At 46.7% G+C, this 16,705-nt stretch carries 14 protein-coding genes; 13 read left to right on the top strand and 1 reads right to left on the bottom strand.

The genetic code is table 11. The annotated features are described in order from the left end of the window. Positions 1-111: 111 nt before the first annotated feature. From hemA to EDC16_RS00185, 10 genes are all read left to right on the top strand, one after another. Entirely contained in the window at positions 112-1,428 is a 1,317-nt protein-coding gene (hemA, locus tag EDC16_RS00230) for a glutamyl-tRNA reductase (protein WP_132964755.1), read from the top strand. Positions 1,429-1,536: 108 nt separating this feature from the next. Continuing rightward, positions 1,537-2,619: a peptide chain release factor 1 gene (prfA, locus tag EDC16_RS00225; RefSeq protein WP_132964215.1), complete on the top strand. Its 1,083-nt coding sequence runs from the start codon at positions 1,537-1,539 to the stop codon at positions 2,617-2,619. 217 nt (positions 2,620-2,836) lie between these two features. After that, positions 2,837-4,168: a peptide chain release factor N(5)-glutamine methyltransferase gene (gene prmC, locus EDC16_RS00220; protein ID WP_341866873.1), complete on the top strand. Its 1,332-nt coding sequence runs from the start codon at positions 2,837-2,839 to the stop codon at positions 4,166-4,168. Between the two features lie 21 nt (positions 4,169-4,189). Next, positions 4,190-4,999: a SirB1 family protein gene (locus EDC16_RS00215; RefSeq protein ID WP_132964213.1), complete on the top strand. Its 810-nt coding sequence runs from the start codon at positions 4,190-4,192 to the stop codon at positions 4,997-4,999. Between the two features lie 69 nt (positions 5,000-5,068). Continuing rightward, on the top strand, positions 5,069-6,013 hold the full coding sequence (locus EDC16_RS00210) for a 2-hydroxyacid dehydrogenase (protein WP_132964211.1): 945 nt from the start codon (positions 5,069-5,071) through the stop codon (positions 6,011-6,013). A 3-nt stretch (positions 6,014-6,016) separates the two neighbouring features. Further along, a complete protein-coding gene (locus EDC16_RS00205) occupies positions 6,017-7,213 on the top strand; it encodes a lipoprotein-releasing ABC transporter permease subunit (protein WP_132964209.1) in 1,197 nt (398 codons plus the stop codon). Between the two features lie 12 nt (positions 7,214-7,225). Further along, positions 7,226-7,924, top strand: coding sequence for a lipoprotein-releasing ABC transporter ATP-binding protein LolD (lolD, locus tag EDC16_RS00200; RefSeq protein WP_132964207.1), 699 nt, complete (start codon positions 7,226-7,228; stop codon positions 7,922-7,924). A gap of 12 nt (positions 7,925-7,936) precedes the next feature. Next, positions 7,937-9,190 (top strand): lipoprotein-releasing ABC transporter permease subunit LolE, encoded by a 1,254-nt coding sequence (lolE, locus tag EDC16_RS00195; protein ID WP_132964205.1) that lies wholly within the window; start codon positions 7,937-7,939, stop codon positions 9,188-9,190. Between the two features lie 333 nt (positions 9,191-9,523). Then, positions 9,524-10,582: a 3-deoxy-7-phosphoheptulonate synthase AroG gene (gene aroG, locus EDC16_RS00190; RefSeq protein ID WP_132964203.1), complete on the top strand. Its 1,059-nt coding sequence runs from the start codon at positions 9,524-9,526 to the stop codon at positions 10,580-10,582. A 196-nt stretch (positions 10,583-10,778) separates the two neighbouring features. Further along, positions 10,779-11,000 carry a DUF1107 family protein gene (locus tag EDC16_RS00185; protein ID WP_132964201.1) on the top strand — a complete coding sequence of 74 codons (222 nt, stop codon included), beginning with the start codon at positions 10,779-10,781 and terminating at the stop codon, positions 10,998-11,000. 75 nt (positions 11,001-11,075) lie between these two features. Here the strand turns inward: EDC16_RS00185 and apbC are convergent, their stop codons facing one another. After that, a complete protein-coding gene (apbC, locus tag EDC16_RS00180) occupies positions 11,076-12,191 on the bottom strand; it encodes an iron-sulfur cluster carrier protein ApbC (RefSeq protein WP_132964198.1) in 1,116 nt (371 codons plus the stop codon). 202 nt (positions 12,192-12,393) lie between these two features. Here apbC and metG point away from each other — a divergent pair, with 202 nt between their 5' ends. From metG to EDC16_RS00165, 3 genes are all read left to right on the top strand, one after another. Beyond that, positions 12,394-14,430 carry a methionine--tRNA ligase gene (gene metG, locus EDC16_RS00175; protein WP_132964197.1) on the top strand — a complete coding sequence of 679 codons (2,037 nt, stop codon included), beginning with the start codon at positions 12,394-12,396 and terminating at the stop codon, positions 14,428-14,430. Between the two features lie 74 nt (positions 14,431-14,504). Next, a complete protein-coding gene (gene cra, locus EDC16_RS00170) occupies positions 14,505-15,497 on the top strand; it encodes a catabolite repressor/activator (RefSeq protein ID WP_132964195.1) in 993 nt (330 codons plus the stop codon). A 261-nt stretch (positions 15,498-15,758) separates the two neighbouring features. Continuing rightward, complete coding sequence (locus tag EDC16_RS00165) at positions 15,759-16,667, top strand: OmpA family protein (protein ID WP_132964193.1); 909 nt, start codon at positions 15,759-15,761, stop codon at positions 16,665-16,667. Positions 16,668-16,705: the final 38 nt, after the last annotated feature.

Here is a 16,705-nt window from a genome sequence, read left to right as displayed (position 1 = left end):
GTTTTTCGTCGTCCTTACCTTGAGGTCAGTGGCGACGATTTTGTTTTATCTCAAGGAGTTATGAAGAGATACCTTAAATTAGGTAGTCCTTTTCACAATAATCGCACCTCTATGGCAATTTTGGCGCTCGGTATCAACCACAAAACCGCATCGGTCGAGTTGCGGGAAAAAGTCGCTTTCAGTGATGAAAAGCGGCTTTCTGCCTTGCAGCAAATCCAGCAAAGTGAACTGGCAGAAAGTGCGGTGATTCTTTCAACCTGCAACCGTACCGAGCTTTATCTGCACAACCGCCATATTTCGCCACTTGAAGCTGACGAACAAAATAGTCGTTGGATTGAACATATCGTGCAGTGGTTTGTTGATTTTCACGGTTTATCGGCAGAGCAAGTGAGAGACAATCTGTATTTGTCACAAAATTCTGCCGCGACCCAACACTTAATGCGTGTGGCGTGTGGCTTGGATTCGTTGATTTTGGGCGAACCGCAAATTTTGGGTCAGGTCAAACAGGCATACCAAGCTAGCGAAAGCTTGTATCAGCAAAATCTAAGCGCTGAATTTTCACGGCTATTTCAAAAAACCTTTGCCACCGCCAAACGAGTGCGCAGCGAAACCGACATCGGCGGAAGTGCGGTCTCGGTGGCGTATGCAGCGACCAGCCTTGCCAAGCAGATTTTTGACTCGTTGCAACCCTTGACAATTTTATTGGTCGGTGCCGGGGAGACCATTGAATTGGTCAGCCGTTATCTGTTTCAGCAAGGGGCAGAGAAAATTATTATCGCCAACCGCACGTTGAGCCGTGCGCAGCAATTGAGTGAGCGGGTTGGCACAATGGAACTGTTATTGTTAGATCAGTTGCAGCAAGGTTTGAATCGGGCCGATATTGTGATCACTTCCACCGCCAGCGATACTCCATTGATTTCTGCTGCGATGGTGAAAGCTGCACAAAAACAACGCAAAAACCGCTCGATGTTGATCATTGATATTGCCGTGCCGCGCGATGTGGAACAGCAGGTTTCGGAAATTGATTCAGTCTACCACTACAGCGTGGACGATCTGCAACACATTATCCGGCATAATCTGGCACAACGGCAAAAAGCGTCCGAACAAGCAGAACAGATTATTCAGCAAGAAAGCAAGGCTTTTTTCCAATGGTTGAAACTGTATCAGTCGTCCAACTTAATCCGAAAATATCGTGATCAGGCAGAACAAACTCGTCAGGAGTTGCTGAGCAAAGCTTTGTCGGCGCTGCAACAAGGGCAAGATCAAGAGACGGTGTTACAGGAGTTGAGCTACAAATTGACCAACCGTCTGCTGCATGCGCCGACACAGGCGATTCAAAAATTGGTAAAATCCGGCGATAGTCAAGGATTGCAGCAATTTTCAACCGCACTTGGCATCGAATCCGCTGTGGAAGATCGCGAAAATTAGCATCTGATCGCAAAATTAGCGTATTTTCAGCAACATTACGCATAAATTTCAGCTAGAATAGCCAAAATTTTTTATTCTTATACCGATAGCTTCAAACAAGGGAATCCAATGAAACCGTCAATTATTACTAAATTGGAAAATTTACAAGAGCGCTACGAAGAGTTGCAAGCGTTGCTCGGCGATCCGAGCGTGATTAACGATCAAGATAAATTTCGCGCCTATTCAAAAGAGTATGCCCAATTGGAAGATGTGGTGCAGTGTTTTGGCAAGTGGCGCCGCTTGCAGCTTAATCTGGAAGAAGCACAAACGCTGTTGGATGATCCAAGTATGCGCGAAATGGCGTTGGAAGAGATCGACGAATCCAGAAACGAAATTGAACAACTGGAACAGCAACTGCAAGTATTGTTGTTGCCCAAAGATCCAAATGACGAATACAACTGTTTTCTGGAGATTCGCGCCGGAACCGGTGGTGATGAAGCCGGTATTTTCAGCGGCGATCTATTCCGAATGTACAGCCGTTATGCCGAGATGAAGCGCTGGCGGGTGGAAGTGCTCAGCGCCAACGAGAGTGAGCAGGGTGGCTATAAAGAGATGATCATGAAAATCAGCGGTGATGCGGTTTATGGGCAATTGAAATTCGAGTCGGGCGGACATCGGGTGCAGCGTGTGCCGAAAACCGAATCGCAGGGGCGGATTCATACTTCGGCTTGTACCGTGGCAGTGATGCCGGAACTGCCGGAGTCGGAATTGCCGGAAATCAATCCGTCGGATCTAAAAATTGATACCTACCGCTCTTCCGGTGCGGGCGGACAGCACGTTAACACCACCGATTCTGCGGTGCGGATCACCCACTTACCGACCGGCATTGTGGTTGAGTGTCAGGACGAACGTTCGCAACATAAAAACAAAGCCAAAGCGATGTCGGTGTTGGCGGCGCGGATTGTTAAGGCGGAAGAAGAACGCCGTGCGGCAGAAGTCTCCAGCACGCGACGTGATCTGTTGGGCAGCGGCGATCGTTCCGACAAAATCCGCACTTACAACTATCCGCAAGGGCGGGTGACCGATCACCGCATCAACCTGACACTGTACCGTCTGGACGAAGTGATGAACGGCAAAATGGAAGAATTGATTCAACCGATTATCACCGAATATCAAGCGGATCAACTGGCAGCATTGTCGGAACAAAGTTAGTGGTAGCATAAGGGCGGATTAACTATCCGCCCGTTTGCGAAGTGCAGTATAAGCATTTAATCAATAAGGGAAAAATGCAAAATACAGTTCGGGCGGATATTTAATCCGCCTATTTTTTACACTAAATATCGCGCGTTTTAAGCTTCGTCAGCAGTCTACAGCGGGTTTTATATCCGCCTATTTTTGGAGCGGTAATAAGTATTACTAACAAAGTTGAATGGATAATATGATGAAAAACAAGCAAATCCAAACATATTGGCAACAGTATTGCCAACGGAATAATATTGTTGCAGAAGCGGAGAGTTGGGCATTTGCCGAAGAGTATGCCGATTATCTTTTAGCATTAGTGCTTGCCGGACAGAAGACAGCGACTTGTGCTGCCAAAGCCAGTTATCTTCATGATCAAGATCCGCTTCCTAGCGCTGGAGAATTTAAGATTATTTTGGATAGTCGGCAGCAGCCGGGAGCCATTATTAAGTTATCTTCTGTGGAAGAACTTCCGATGAATCAAGTTTCCGAAGTTTTTGCGTTAGCTGAAGGCGAAGGGGATTACGCCACTTGGTATCGAGTGCACCAAGACTATTTCACTCGTAGTTTATCGGAGATAGGAATAACCTTCAGTGATGATTTGCTGTTGGTTTGCGAGCGATTTGACGTATTGGATCTTGCTCCACTAAGCTATGATCAATGGTTGGCTTTTGCGCGGCGATTATTGCAACAACAGGATTGTGCCAAATTAGAAGCGCTGATGTTACTGCAACATCTCAGCGGAAAAAGTCGCTCCTTTATATTGGCATTTGGAGAAACCCTGTTAAGTGGGGTTGAAATTCAGCAATTGACCGCACTTTTATTACGGCGTTTACAAGGTGAGCCGATGGCGTATATTTTAGGTGAAAGGGAGTTTTGGAATTTAACGCTAAAAGTCTCGGAACACACCTTGATTCCACGTCCTGATACTGAAATATTGGTGGAGAAAGCCTTGGAACTTGCCGCTGAACAGATAGCACAACCTACAGTCAAAACGTATCGTATTTTGGATTTAGGCACGGGCACTGGTGCAATCGCTTTGGCACTGGCAAAAACATTGCAGCAGAAATTTAGCTCGCATTGCAATATTCATGTGACAGGGTTGGATAAAATTCCACAAGCTGTTGAGCTGGCAAAAGAGAATCAACAGTTGAACGGTATTGAAAATGTCACATTTTTGGTTAGTGATTGGTTCACTGAACTCGCGCCGGAATCGCAGTTTGATATGATTGTCAGCAATCCGCCGTATATTGATCAAGCCGATCCGCACTTGGCACGAGGCGATGCACGCTTTGAACCGCTGACGGCGTTGGTCGCCGAGCAGCAAGGATTAGCGGATTTAAATCAGATTATTCAACAAGCGAAACCCTATTTACGCTCCGGTGGTTGGTTGTTGCTGGAACACGGTTGGCAGCAAGGGCAACAAGTGCGGTCGTTATTTACAAAAAACGCTTGGCAACAGGTTGAAACCGTGAAAGATTACGCTGATAATGACCGAGTGACTTTGGCGCAATTGGTGTAGTGCTATCAAATAGGAACAGAAATGATAATACTGGATGAGGAAGAGCGAACCTTACAAAAAGCCTTGATGGTGAGAATGGTCGAGCTTTATAAGGTGGTGAATGAAAACCCGAAAAGCAGCAGTATTTGGGGGCGCTTGGGACATATGGTGCGAAAAGTTCATTTAATGATTGATAAAACCCAAGATCCTAAAATGCAAATTCATCAACTCTTGCAATTGGTGTATGGTGAATGGGGATTTCACTGCAATCCCAATAATCACTTTGCCGCCGATGCAATGCTGATTGATCAATTGTTAGAGAAACAAAGCGGCACGGCTTCTAGCTTGAGTGCGTTGGTTTTATATTTGGCGGAGAGCTTGAACTTACCGGTGTTTCCGGTGAATTTTCCGACACAAGTGCTGCTACGCGCCGATGTGAACAATGAAACGGCCTTTATTAATCCTTGGGACGGGGAATATCTTTTTCACGACACTTTGGATAAGTGGATTGAAGGCTATGTCGGTTTCGGGTTGTACCCCGACAATGAGGATTTGGCGGTGGCAGATCCCGACATTTTACAGGAACATTTTGTACAAAATTTGAAAAATGCTTTAATTCGTGAAGGGCGTGGCAGCGAGGCATTACGGCTGATCGAGTGGTGTCTGCGCCGTCAACCGAATAACCCATACGAGATTCGTGATCGTGGTTTGGTGTTGGCAAGCATGGATTGTTACCACGCAGCGTTGGCAGATTTCGATTATTTTATCGAGCAATGCCCGGACGATCCGACTTCCGATTTATTGCGTGATCAATTACTTGGCGGCATGGTGCAGGAATATTCGATTCACTAGCAGCCTGTTGCCGTTGTTTGACGTATTGAATCTTTCAATACGCTAGCGTTTTAACCCAGTGAGTGACCTATGTTAAAAATTGTACATTTAGATAGCAGTTCTTTACCGAAACACATTCCGATTCCGCGTCCGAATATTGAACATCAGTGGATCGCTTATGAGGCGACCGATCCGCAGCAAACGTTGCAACGTTTGCAGGACGCCGATGTTGCCGTGACCAATAAAGTGGTGATCGACAAAACCTTGATGCAGCAATTGCCCAAGCTAAAACTGATTGCCGTCACTGCCACCGGCACCAATAATGTCGATTTAGACGCCGCCAAAGCGCTGGAGATTACCGTCAAAAACGTTGCCGGCTATTCGTCGGTGTGTGTGCCGGAACATGTGATCGGCATGATTTTTGCCCTCAAACACAGCTTAATGGGTTGGTATCGCGATCAACTCACGGATCGTTGGGTCGACAATAAACAATTTTGTTACTTTGATTATCCGCTAACTGACGTGCGCAACTCGGTGATCGGCATCTTCGGCAAAGGCAACCTCGGCAGTGAAGTCGGGCGTTTGGCAAGTGTGGTCGGTATGAAAGTGCTATATGCCGAACACAAAGATGCGACCACCTGCCGCGAAGGTTATACGCCGTTTGACGAGGTATTGGCGCAAGCGGATTTTGTGACACTACATTGCCCACTGACCCCAACCACACAAAATTTAATCAATACGGAAACCTTGGCGTTGATGAAAAAAGGTGCATTTCTTATCAACACTGGGCGGGGGCCGTTGGTCGATGAAAATGCGCTAGTAGCGGCGTTAAAGAGCGGTCAGCTTGGCGGTGCGGCGATTGATGTGATGATCAAAGAGCCGCCGGAAAAAGGCAATGTGGTGATGGAGGCGGCAAAAATATTGCCAAATCTGTTGGTGACGCCGCATATCGCCTGGGCGGCGGATTCCGCGGTTGAAATCCTGGTCGGTAAAGTGCGCGATAATATTGAACAATTTGCCGCGAGCTTGAAATAAGCGATGGTAAAATTCAGTTCCGTGCCGCTGTTTATCGCATGGCGTTATTGGCGATCCAAAAGTGCGGATCGTTTCGGACGCGTGGTCACCTGGCTTGGCAGCATTGGCATTGTACTGGGCGTGATGGCGCTGGTGATTGTGCTGTCGGTGATGAACGGCTTGCAGCAACAGCAAAAAGACAACGTGCTCAGCACCTTGCCGCATGCGGTGATTCAACCATTGGACGGCAACTTGGCGGCGGATTTTAAATTACGCCAACCATTGCCACCGTTTGTGCAAAGTGCGGTCGGGATCAACAACAGCGATGTGATTTTACAAAGCACAACCGGCATTGGCGCAGCGCGGATTATCGGCGTGACTGATGTGGCGGACGATCCGGCTTTGGCATGGGACGAATTGGATTTGCCGCAACTGCTTGCACCGAGTGATTATCATATTTTGATCGGTGCGGCGGTGGCAAACGAGCTCAAGCTGCAAGTCGGTGACAAAGTGCGGGTGATGTTGGCGGCGAACAGTCAATATACTCCGTTCGGGCGCGTGCCGGTGCAGCGCTTATTCACAGTTGCTGCGGTTCTCCACGGGGACAGCAGCAGCGATCAACGCCAAGTGTATGCCAATCTGCAAGATGTTGGGCGTTTGTTGCGCATTCCGCCAGAGGAAGTGCAGGGTGTGCGCTTGTTGCTCGATGATCCGTTTAAAATTACTGAACTACCAGACTATTTCCCTGCGAGCGAATGGAAAATCGCCGATTGGCGTGAACAGAAAGGTGAATTTTTCCAAGCGGTGGCGATGGAAAAAAATATGATGGGCTTGCTGATCGGGCTGATTATCGTGGTGGCGATTGCCAATATCGTCACTTCGCTGAGCTTAATGGTGCTGGATAAACAGGGCGAAATTGCGATTTTGCAAACCCAAGGCATGAAAAAACGCCAGGTGATGCAGATTTTTATTTTTCAGGGTTTGCTGGTCGGCGTGATTGGTACTTTGCTGGGCTGCGGCTTGGGTTTGTTGCTGGCGGAATTTATCAACCCGATTATCGGCGTATTTAACCCAGGTGCGGTTGCCTTGCCGGTGTTGTTTGACGGCACGCAGCTGATGCTGATTGTGATCGCCACCTTAGGTTTAACCTTGCTGTCCACCCTTTATCCGGCTTATCGTGCAGCCAAAATTGAGCCAGCCGATGCGCTACGCTACGAATAATTGAGAGACATTATGAACGAAATTTCGCAAACCGCACTTTTGGCGTGCCACGCCTTGAATAAGTCTTACCAAGAGGGCGATAACACAACACAGGTGCTGAAAAATGTCAATTTTTCAATGCAGCACAGCGAATTGGTGGCGATTGTCGGCAGTTCCGGATCGGGCAAGAGCACGCTGTTGCATTTGTTAGGCGGTTTAGATCGTGCTGACAGCGGTGAGGTGCTGCTGAACGGCGCAAACGTGTTTGCGCTTTCTGCCAATAAGCTGGCGGAATTGCGCAACCGTTATTTAGGCTTTGTCTATCAATTTCATCATTTAATGGCGGATTTTACCGCACTTGAGAACGTGATGATGCCGTTGCTGATCGGCAAACAGAATAAGAACGAAGCCAAAGATCGCGCCGAACAGATGCTCAGTGCGGTCGGGCTGTCGCACCGCACTTTACACCGCCCGTCGGCATTGTCCGGCGGTGAACGGCAGCGGGTGGCGATTGCGCGTGCGTTGGTGAACCGTCCGGCGTTGGTGCTTGCCGATGAGCCGACCGGCAATCTGGATCGCAAAACCACCGAAAGCATTTTTGAGCTGATCCAACAACTGAATCAAGAACAACAGATCGGTTTTTTATTGGTGACCCACGATATGAATCTTGCCAACAAACTGTCGCGCCGCATGGTGATGCAAGACGGCGTGTTGCGTGCCGACGTAGCCTAAGGATAGCGCAGCATGAATACTCCGTTTTTTATTGCCTGGCGTTATCAGCGTAGCAAACAAAACAACCGCTTAGTCAGCCTGATTTCGGCTTTTTCCACGCTTGGCATTGCGCTGGGCGTGGCTGTGCTGATCATCGGCTTAAGCGCCATGAACGGTTTTGAGCGTGAGCTACGCCAACGGGTGTTGGCGGTGGTGCCGAATATTGAAATCAATGCCTATCAAGCGACGGCTCAGCCGAGCGAAATTCAAGACTGGCAGAGTTTGGCACAACGTTTGCAATCGCAGCCCATTGTCAAAGGGATTGCGCCTTATGTCAGTTTCACCGCTTTGATTGAAAACGGCAGCCGTTTGAAAGTGGCGCAATTGCGTGGGGTGGATAAAACCCTGCAAGATGGCGTGAGCGTGATGGGACAGTTTGTGCAGGATAACCGTTGGGCGGCGTTTGGTGCACAATCCGGTTTAATTCTCGGTGCAGGCATTGCGCGCGAATTGGATGTGAAGGTTGGCGATAGTGTGTCGTTGTTGCTTTCACAGGTCAGCGATAATATGGCGAACAGCCAGCCAAAGCGACTTCGCTTGCCAATCAGCGGCATTTTGCGCCTAGACGGACAACTGGATCACAGCTTTGCTTTACTGCCGATTGAAACCGCGCGAGCCTATTTAGGCATGACGGCACAACAGGCAAGCGGAATTGAAATTGCGCTGCACGATCCGTTTCAGGTTAATCAAATGGATTACAGCAGTCTGATTGATTATCCGCAGCAACTGACCGCCACCAGTTGGCTTGGTAAATTCGGCTATATGTACCGTGATATTCAAATGATCCGCAGTGTGATGTATATTGCCATGGTGCTGGTGATCGGTGTGGCGTGTTTTAATATTGTGTCTACGTTGATTATGGCGGTGAAAGACAAGCAGGGCGATATTGCGATTATGCGTACTCTGGGTGCTAACAACGGCTTTATCCGTCGTATTTTTATCAGTTATGGCTTGTTGTCGGGTATGAAAGGCTGTCTGATCGGGATTGTGCTCGGGGTACTGTTGGCGCTGAATCTGACGGCGATAATTAAGGGGATTGAAGCCCTGCTGCAAACCCAAATTTTATCCGACGGTATTTATTTCGTTGATTTTCTGCCGAGCGAATTGCATTGGGCGGATGTTGGGTTGGTTTTGTTGTCAGCGCTGATTTTAAGTCTGCTCGCCAGTCTGTACCCGGCGGCACGGGCGGCAAAATTACAGCCGGCAAAAGTATTGAGCAGTTATTGATAAAATGTATTAATGAACTAGTTTACTAGTACAAGAATAAGTGTTACACTCACGACCAGATTTTTAATTTATTGATAATTTGGTGAAGTAGTGTAGAGGCGGATTGTATATCCACCCCAGATTATTGACAAATATATTTGATGAGGCAAAGTAGGGGCGGATTGCATCCGCCCGTTTGCGAAGTGCGGTATAAGTACTTAATTAATAAAGAAAAAATGTAAAGTGCGGTTCGGGCGGATATACAACCCGTCCCTACAACCAAAATTTAAAATATTACGAGATTAATCAATATATTAACTACTATTTTATTGTTTACAATTAGGAACCAACACGATGTATCAGAACGACGACTTACGCATTGCCAATATTCAACAGTTGTTGCCGCCGGTAGCATTATTGGAAAAATATCCCGCTAGTGATATTGCGGTGAAAACCGTAGAATCAACCCGTAAAAAAGCACATGAGATTATTCACGGCAATGATGATCGCTTATTGGTGGTGATCGGACCGTGTTCGATTCATGATCCGCAAGCGGCCTTGGAATATGCGGAAAAAATTAAGCAAATGCGTGCTGAATTGGCTGGCGAATTGGAAATTATCATGCGGGTCTATTTTGAAAAACCGCGTACCACCGTCGGCTGGAAAGGTTTGATTAATGATCCATATCTAAACGACAGCTACCAAATTAATGACGGTTTACGGATTGGACGCAAGGTGTTGTCGGATATCAATGATCTGGGCGTGCCGGCGGCGGGCGAATTTCTGGATATGATCACGCCGCAATATGTGGCAGATTTTATGAGCTGGGGCGCAATCGGTGCGCGTACCACCGAATCGCAAGTACACCGTGAACTGGCTTCCGGCTTGTCTTGTGGTGTTGGTTTCAAAAATGCGACCAACGGCAGTGTGCGGGTGGCGTTGGATGCAATTGGGGCGGCGGAAGCACCGCACAATTTCTTGTCGGTCACCAAATTTGGGCACTCGGCGATTGTCACCACCAAAGGTAATGATGATTGCCACATTATTCTGCGTGGTGGTGATAATAATACCAACTATGACGCTGAATCCGTGGCAAAAGTGTGCGCTGCGTTAGCCAAAGTCGGCAAAAAAGCGCATGTGATGGTCGATTTCAGCCACGCCAACAGCCACAAAAAATTCAAAGAACAGCTGGATGTTTCTGCCGATGTTTGCCGACAAATTGCCAACGGTTCAACACAAATTTTCGGAGTGATGATTGAAAGCCATTTGGTGGAAGGACGCCAAGATTTAGCCGTTGGTAAAGAACTGGTTTACGGGCAAAGTATTACCGACAGCTGCCTGGGTTGGGCGGATAGTGAGCAGGTTTTACGCGATCTGGCAAGTGCGGTCAAAACGCGTCGTGCCGGGAAGTAATCGTTGTAATAACATTATGTTAAAATAGTGTGATCCACTTCAAAAGAGCGGTTAATCGATGAGATTAAACCGCTCTTTTTGTATAAAATAAAAAATGAACCAACGTTCATTTTAGTAGTCCAACGTAGTGCAGAATGCAAAACAACCAGATACAAAACAATAAGAAAATAAACTAGCAAAATCCGTAGGAGATATTATGCAAGTCAGAGTATTTCAACGCTACAATCCTTTTCAAATCGCCCGTTACGTCAAAATTCTGTTTTCCGGTACTTTTTTTATTCAAGGCATCGGTCTGTTTGAATTTCAGCAAGGCAAAATTGTGTTACCCAAAGTGAAAAATCTTAAAAAATTCAGTGTGATGTCAGAAATCAACCGACATATAAAACACTTGCAACAGGAAGCGTTGGCTGTGCCATAAGGGTGAGGCGTATAATATAAAAAACCGCACTTTAACCTTAAAAATCAAGGTTAAAGTGCGGTCTGTCAGTACAGTTTACTTCACTTCTCTAAACATAATCTCCGCCGGAATCACATTACCTTGCCAGTACAGTTGGCTGGCGACGTTTTCCGCCAGTTGTAGGAAATATTGGCTGATTTCGTCTTTTGGCGCCGCAACGACGGTTGGCGTGCCGTGATCCAAATCTTCACGCAGACGGATATGCAGCGGAATCTGTCCCAACACGGCAATGTTGTATTTTTCCGCCACTTTTTGTGCGCCACCGGTACCGAAAATCGCTTCGTGATGACCACAGTTGGCACAGATATGGACACTCATATTTTCAACGATACCTAACACCGGCACGGACACTTTTTCGAACATCGCGATGCCTTTCACTGCGTCCAACAACGCAATGTCTTGTGGTGTGGTGACCACAATTGCACCGGTGACCGGAATTTGCTGCGACAGTGTCAGTTGAATATCGCCGGTGCCCGGCGGCATATCGATCACCAGATAATCCAAATCCGGCCACCAGGTTTCTTGCAGCAATTGGCTCAAGGCGCTGCTTGCCATCGGACCGCGCCAAATCGTGGCATTGTCGGGTGGCATTAAAAAACCGATCGAGTTGGCGCTGATACCGTGCGTCTCAATTGCCACCATATGTTTGTTATCGGGCGACGTCGGGTGCTGATCGGCTGCGCCCAACATATGCGGAATCGACGGACCGTACACGTCTGCATCTAAAATTCCAACCCGCGCACCTTGTGCTTTCAGCGCCAATGCGAGGTTGACCGCCGTAGTCGATTTGCCCACACCACCTTTGCCGGAAGTGACTGCAATAATATTTTTCACCCCGTTGACTGCCGGGTGATTATTGGCGCGTTTCAGGGTGGCGATTTGGTAATTCAGTTGCCAACGGATCTCGTTTGCGCCGCTGATCTTGCGTAAATCCGCTTCAAGTGCGGTTTTCAAACGTTCAAAACCGCTGTTCCAGGCAAATGGCAGGGTCAGCTCGAGGCGCAGGGTGCTGCCGCCGAGTTCGATTTTTTTTAATGCTTTTAGTTCAATCAGATTTTTTTGCAAGGTCGGATCGCGAAAGTCGGCAACCAGTTGTTCAATCTGGTTTTTTTGCGTGTCGCTCAATGCAGTGGCAGAGGAAAAGAAGCTCATAGTAAATCCTTTATTTTTATAGGGTTACAAGTTAATTCGTCGCTACTATTTAATCATGTTTGGCGGGATGTGTTAAGTTAAAATCCGCATTATCAATCAATATGGCGCAAAGTGCGGTTCAACTGGTAAAAATAGTCGCGTTGCGCTAAAATCTTTGCCTATTTATCCCATAAAATTTTCTACAAGGATTTCAAGTTTAACTATGCCAAACTCAGCCCGCAAAATTTTAGTGACCTGCGCTTTGCCTTACGCCAACGGTCCGATTCATTTAGGTCATTTATTGGAACATATCCAAGCGGATATTTGGGTGCGGTTTCAACGGATGCGTGGGCATGAAATCCATTTTGTTTGTGCCGACGATGCGCACGGCACACCGATTATGCTGAAAGCGGATCAAATGGGGATTACGCCGGAAGCGTTGATTGCGCAGGTGAAAAGCGAACATTGCGCCGATTTTGACGGATTTAATATCAGTTTTGATAATTATCATTCGACCCACAGCGAAGAAAACCGCACTTTGTCGCAAGCGATTTACACCAAACTGAAAAGCAACGGTTTTATTAAAAGCCGCACCATTTCGCAACTGTATGACCCTGAAAAAGGCATGTTCCTGCCGGATCGTTTCGTCAAAGGCACTTGCCCGAAATGTAAAGCGGAAGATCAATACGGCGACAATTGTGAAGTTTGCTCGGCAACCTACAGCCCGACCGAGTTGATTAACCCACGTTCGGTAGTGTCCGGTGCAACCCCGGTGATGAAAGAATCGGAGCACTTTTTCTTCGATTTGCCGAGTTTTGAGGCGATGTTGAAAAGCTGGATTCGCTCCGGTTCGTTGCAACAAGAAGTGGCGAACAAAATGCAGGAGTGGTTTGAAGCCGGTTTGCAACAGTGGGATATTACCCGCGATGCACCGTATTTCGGCTTTGAAATTCCAGATGCGCCGGGCAAATATTTCTACGTTTGGCTGGATGCGCCGATCGGTTATATGGCATCATTCAAAAATCTGTGCGATCGCCAAGGCCTGAATTTCGACGAGTTTTGGCACAAGGACAGCACAACAGAGCTGTATCATTTTATCGGCAAAGATATCATGTATTTCCACAGTCTGTTCTGGCCGGCTATGTTGGAAGGCTGTGATTACCGCAAACCGAGCAATATTTTTGTGCATGGTTATGTGACGGTGAACGGTGAGAAAATGTCGAAATCACGCGGTACATTCATTCAAGCCGCAACTTATTTGAAACTGCTCGACCCGGAATATCTGCGTTATTACTATGCTGCCAAACTGAGCCATCGCATTGATGACTTAGACTTGAACCTGCAAGATTTTGTACAACGAGTGAATGCGGATATTGTCAATAAAGTGGTGAATTTGGCGTCGCGTAACGCCGGTTTCATCCAAAAACGCTTTGACGGCAAACTGGCGGCAACGTTGGAAAATCCTGAATTACTGGCGGAGTTCAGCCAAGCGTCGGAAACTATTGCAAACTATTTTGAAAACCGTGAATTTGGCAAGGCCATCCGTGAGATTATGGCGTTGGCAGATAAAGCCAACAAATATGTGGACGACAAAGCGCCTTGGGTGATTGCTAAACAAGAGGGTAAAGATCAGGAATTACATCAGGTCTGTTCGATGGGGATTGAGATGTTCCGTATTTTAATGGGTTATTTGAAACCGGTGTTGCCGAAATTGGCGGAGCGTAGCGAAGCGTTTTTACAAACCGAATTAACTTGGAACAGCTTATCGACACCCCTACTGGCGCACCAAATCGCACCGTTCAAGGCCTTGTTTAGCCGTTTAGACAGTAAACAAATTGATGAGTTAGTGGAGTTGTCGAAAGTGGAAAATGCGCAACTTGCACCGCCGACAGTAGAGAAAACAACGGAAAAATCGCAATATGAACCGATTGCCGAGACTATTTCAATTGACGATTTCGCCAAAATCGATCTGCGGGTCGCTAAAATCGTCAAAGCGGAAGCCGTACCGGAAGCGAATAAATTGGTGAAACTGACTTTGGATATCGGCAGTGAAACCCGTCAAGTGTTTGCCGGCATCAAATCGGCATACAAACCGGAAGATCTGGAAGGGCGTTTGACTGTGATGGTGGCCAACCTTGCACCGCGTAAAATGAAATTCGGTGTCTCCGAAGGCATGGTGTTAGCTGCCGGACCGGGCGGCAGTGATCTGTTTGTGCTGACCCCTGATGACGGAGCTCAGCCCGGAATGCGAGTGAAATAATCGCTAGACCGCACTTTTGCTTGAAAGTGCGGTTTTGTTTTTAATGTTGTACTTGCTGTAATCAAGGAAGAACAATGAAGCTGGATGAAATTGCTAAATTAGCCGGGGTATCGCGAACAACTGCCAGTTATGTAGTCAACGGCAAAGCCAAACAATTTCGGGTTAGCGATCGCACCATTGATAAAGTGATGGCGGTGGTGAATGCACATAATTTCAAGCCAAATCCAGTGGCGGCTAGCTTGCGTGCCGGACATACCAATACCATCGGGCTGATTGTGCCGGATCTGGAAAATATCAGTTATGCTAAAATTGCGATGCGCTTTGAAGCCTTGTGTCGCCAGGCCGGCTACCAACTGTTTATCTCCTGTTCGAACGATGACGCCGAAAATGAAAAAGCCTGTGCAAGACAACTGTTGGCAAGAAAAATTGATGCGTTGGTGGTCTCGACCGCACTTTCGACTCGTGATGATTTTTATCAACAGATCAAAAATATACCGATTATCGGATTTGACCGTAAAGCCAATAATTTAAACGATATTAATATTTTATATCATGATAAAGAAGACAGCAGCCATTTGGCTGTAAAGCTGCTGCAAAGCAGTCAACCGAAATCAATCCTCTATTTTGGTGCGCAGCCGTATTTTCCGATCAGTCAAGAACGGGAACTGGGTTTCCGCCAAGTGTTGCAGCAGCATACGTTGCGCACCGAGTATTTATATGCACCGCACTTTAGTCGCGAATCGGCGATGCAAGTGTTTGGTGAATGGTTGCAACATAACGTTTTGCCGGATGTGATTTTTATTACCTCGCTTACTTTGCTGCAAGGCGTGTTCCAAGTACTGCTACAAAAGCAGGGGCGTATTCCACCGCAACTGACGATTGCAACCTTCGGTGATCAGCAGATGTTGGAATTGTTGCCAAACCCCGTGATTAGTGCGGTTCAACCTTACCAAAAAATTGCTGAAAGTTTACTCAGTGCAGTACAGCAAACCACAGCTAAAAAGAAAAAGGGCAGCTTGAGCTATCCGGTCTGGATTGAGCGTGAGATTTTTATTAAAGCGCTATAATGTATATTTTTCTGAATTTAAAGAATAAATCACATTTTTGAATGCTTTGGCTTGGAAATCGCGCAATAAAAATTTAAAATGTACGATTAAAGTAACACTTATTTACAAAATACATAAAAGTGCGGTTAACGATTAGCATAATGTAACAGTTATCGATAAATCCAATAAATAAGATCCGCAATAATACTTGTCGGCAAAAGTGGTACCGACGTTTTGTTCATCAGATATAATAATATCAATAATCAATAAATTAGGTCTTATATGAAGAAAATCGCGACGGTCTTGGTAATGGCATGGTTATGTAATACTGGCGTTTCACAGGCTCAGCAGACACCACTTTTTGAAAAATGGTCAACCTATACATCGCCGTTTTTGAATGCCACAGATTTGGATAAAAATTTGTCGCAAGTCATTTTTTATCGTGAAGCTGGCGCCATCAACGGCCCTGCGGTGAATGTATATGTTGACAGTGATTACCACACCTCACTGCAAGAAAACCAATATAAAGCGGTTTCATTATGTGCGCAAACGCACTTATTCAGCACGGCTTTCAGCAGCAGCGATAATCGACAAATTAAAAGAGATAAAGGTGTTTATTACACCATTCCGTCGCAGCAGAGCAGTTTTATCAAAGTCGTATCCAATCTAAACGGGGAGCCGGAATTCCAACGGGTTGAGGCTGAAAGAGGGGAACAGGCGATTCGCAGTATGCCGGTGCAAAAACAGACACTTTCACGGGTGATTGAGCCGCATTATTGTAAAGAAAAAACGGTATTGCAAAATTTTTCTTTATCGGCACGCACTTTGTTTCAAACTAATAAAGGCGGTTTGGCAGGGATGTATCCGGATGGAAAAAGCGAAATTAAGGAGCTGGCGGCTGATCTTAAACGTTTAGATCAACGCTATATCAGTCATATTGTAATCAGTGGACACAGTGCACCGGGCGAGAGCAAAGCCATCAGCAAAAAACTCTCGGCAGAGCGTGCCAAGACAGTGCTGAATTTATTACAACAGGAAGGTGTGCATTTCCCGATGGAAGTGATGGGGTACAGTTCTGAACAACCGGTTGCCAAAGATTGTGCCAAACGAAACCCGAGCGATGTCAAAATGCGCGAAGCCTGCGATCAAGCGAATCGCCGGGTGGAAGTGACGGTTTATTCGATTCAATAAGGTTTAAAAACACCAAGAGAATCTCCCTTTTTCTGTAT

The sequence above is a fragment of the Testudinibacter aquarius genome, assembly GCF_004342725.1.
Classification (GTDB): domain Bacteria; phylum Pseudomonadota; class Gammaproteobacteria; order Enterobacterales; family Pasteurellaceae; genus Chelonobacter; species Chelonobacter aquarius.
The sequence above is the reverse complement of the archived record's forward strand: the minus strand, read 5'-3'. Positions and strand labels throughout refer to the sequence as shown.

Coding starts and splice junctions, on each gene's coding strand:
- EDC16_RS00185 (WP_132964201.1), top strand. CDS start 10,779: ATGCAAGTCAGAGTATTTCAACGCTACAATCCTTTTCAAATCGCCCGT.
- EDC16_RS00165 (WP_132964193.1), top strand. CDS start 15,759: ATGAAGAAAATCGCGACGGTCTTGGTAATGGCATGGTTATGTAATACT.
- EDC16_RS00205 (WP_132964209.1), top strand. CDS start 6,017: ATGGTAAAATTCAGTTCCGTGCCGCTGTTTATCGCATGGCGTTATTGG.
- EDC16_RS00215 (WP_132964213.1), top strand. CDS start 4,190: ATGATAATACTGGATGAGGAAGAGCGAACCTTACAAAAAGCCTTGATG.
- EDC16_RS00210 (WP_132964211.1), top strand. CDS start 5,069: ATGTTAAAAATTGTACATTTAGATAGCAGTTCTTTACCGAAACACATT.
- apbC (WP_132964198.1), bottom strand. CDS start 12,191: ATGAGCTTCTTTTCCTCTGCCACTGCATTGAGCGACACGCAAAAAAAC.
- lolE (WP_132964205.1), top strand. CDS start 7,937: ATGAATACTCCGTTTTTTATTGCCTGGCGTTATCAGCGTAGCAAACAA.
- metG (WP_132964197.1), top strand. CDS start 12,394: ATGCCAAACTCAGCCCGCAAAATTTTAGTGACCTGCGCTTTGCCTTAC.
- prfA (WP_132964215.1), top strand. CDS start 1,537: ATGAAACCGTCAATTATTACTAAATTGGAAAATTTACAAGAGCGCTAC.
- cra (WP_132964195.1), top strand. CDS start 14,505: ATGAAGCTGGATGAAATTGCTAAATTAGCCGGGGTATCGCGAACAACT.
- prmC (WP_341866873.1), top strand. CDS start 2,837: ATGGATAATATGATGAAAAACAAGCAAATCCAAACATATTGGCAACAG.
- hemA (WP_132964755.1), top strand. CDS start 112: ATGGCAATTTTGGCGCTCGGTATCAACCACAAAACCGCATCGGTCGAG.
- lolD (WP_132964207.1), top strand. CDS start 7,226: ATGAACGAAATTTCGCAAACCGCACTTTTGGCGTGCCACGCCTTGAAT.
- aroG (WP_132964203.1), top strand. CDS start 9,524: ATGTATCAGAACGACGACTTACGCATTGCCAATATTCAACAGTTGTTG.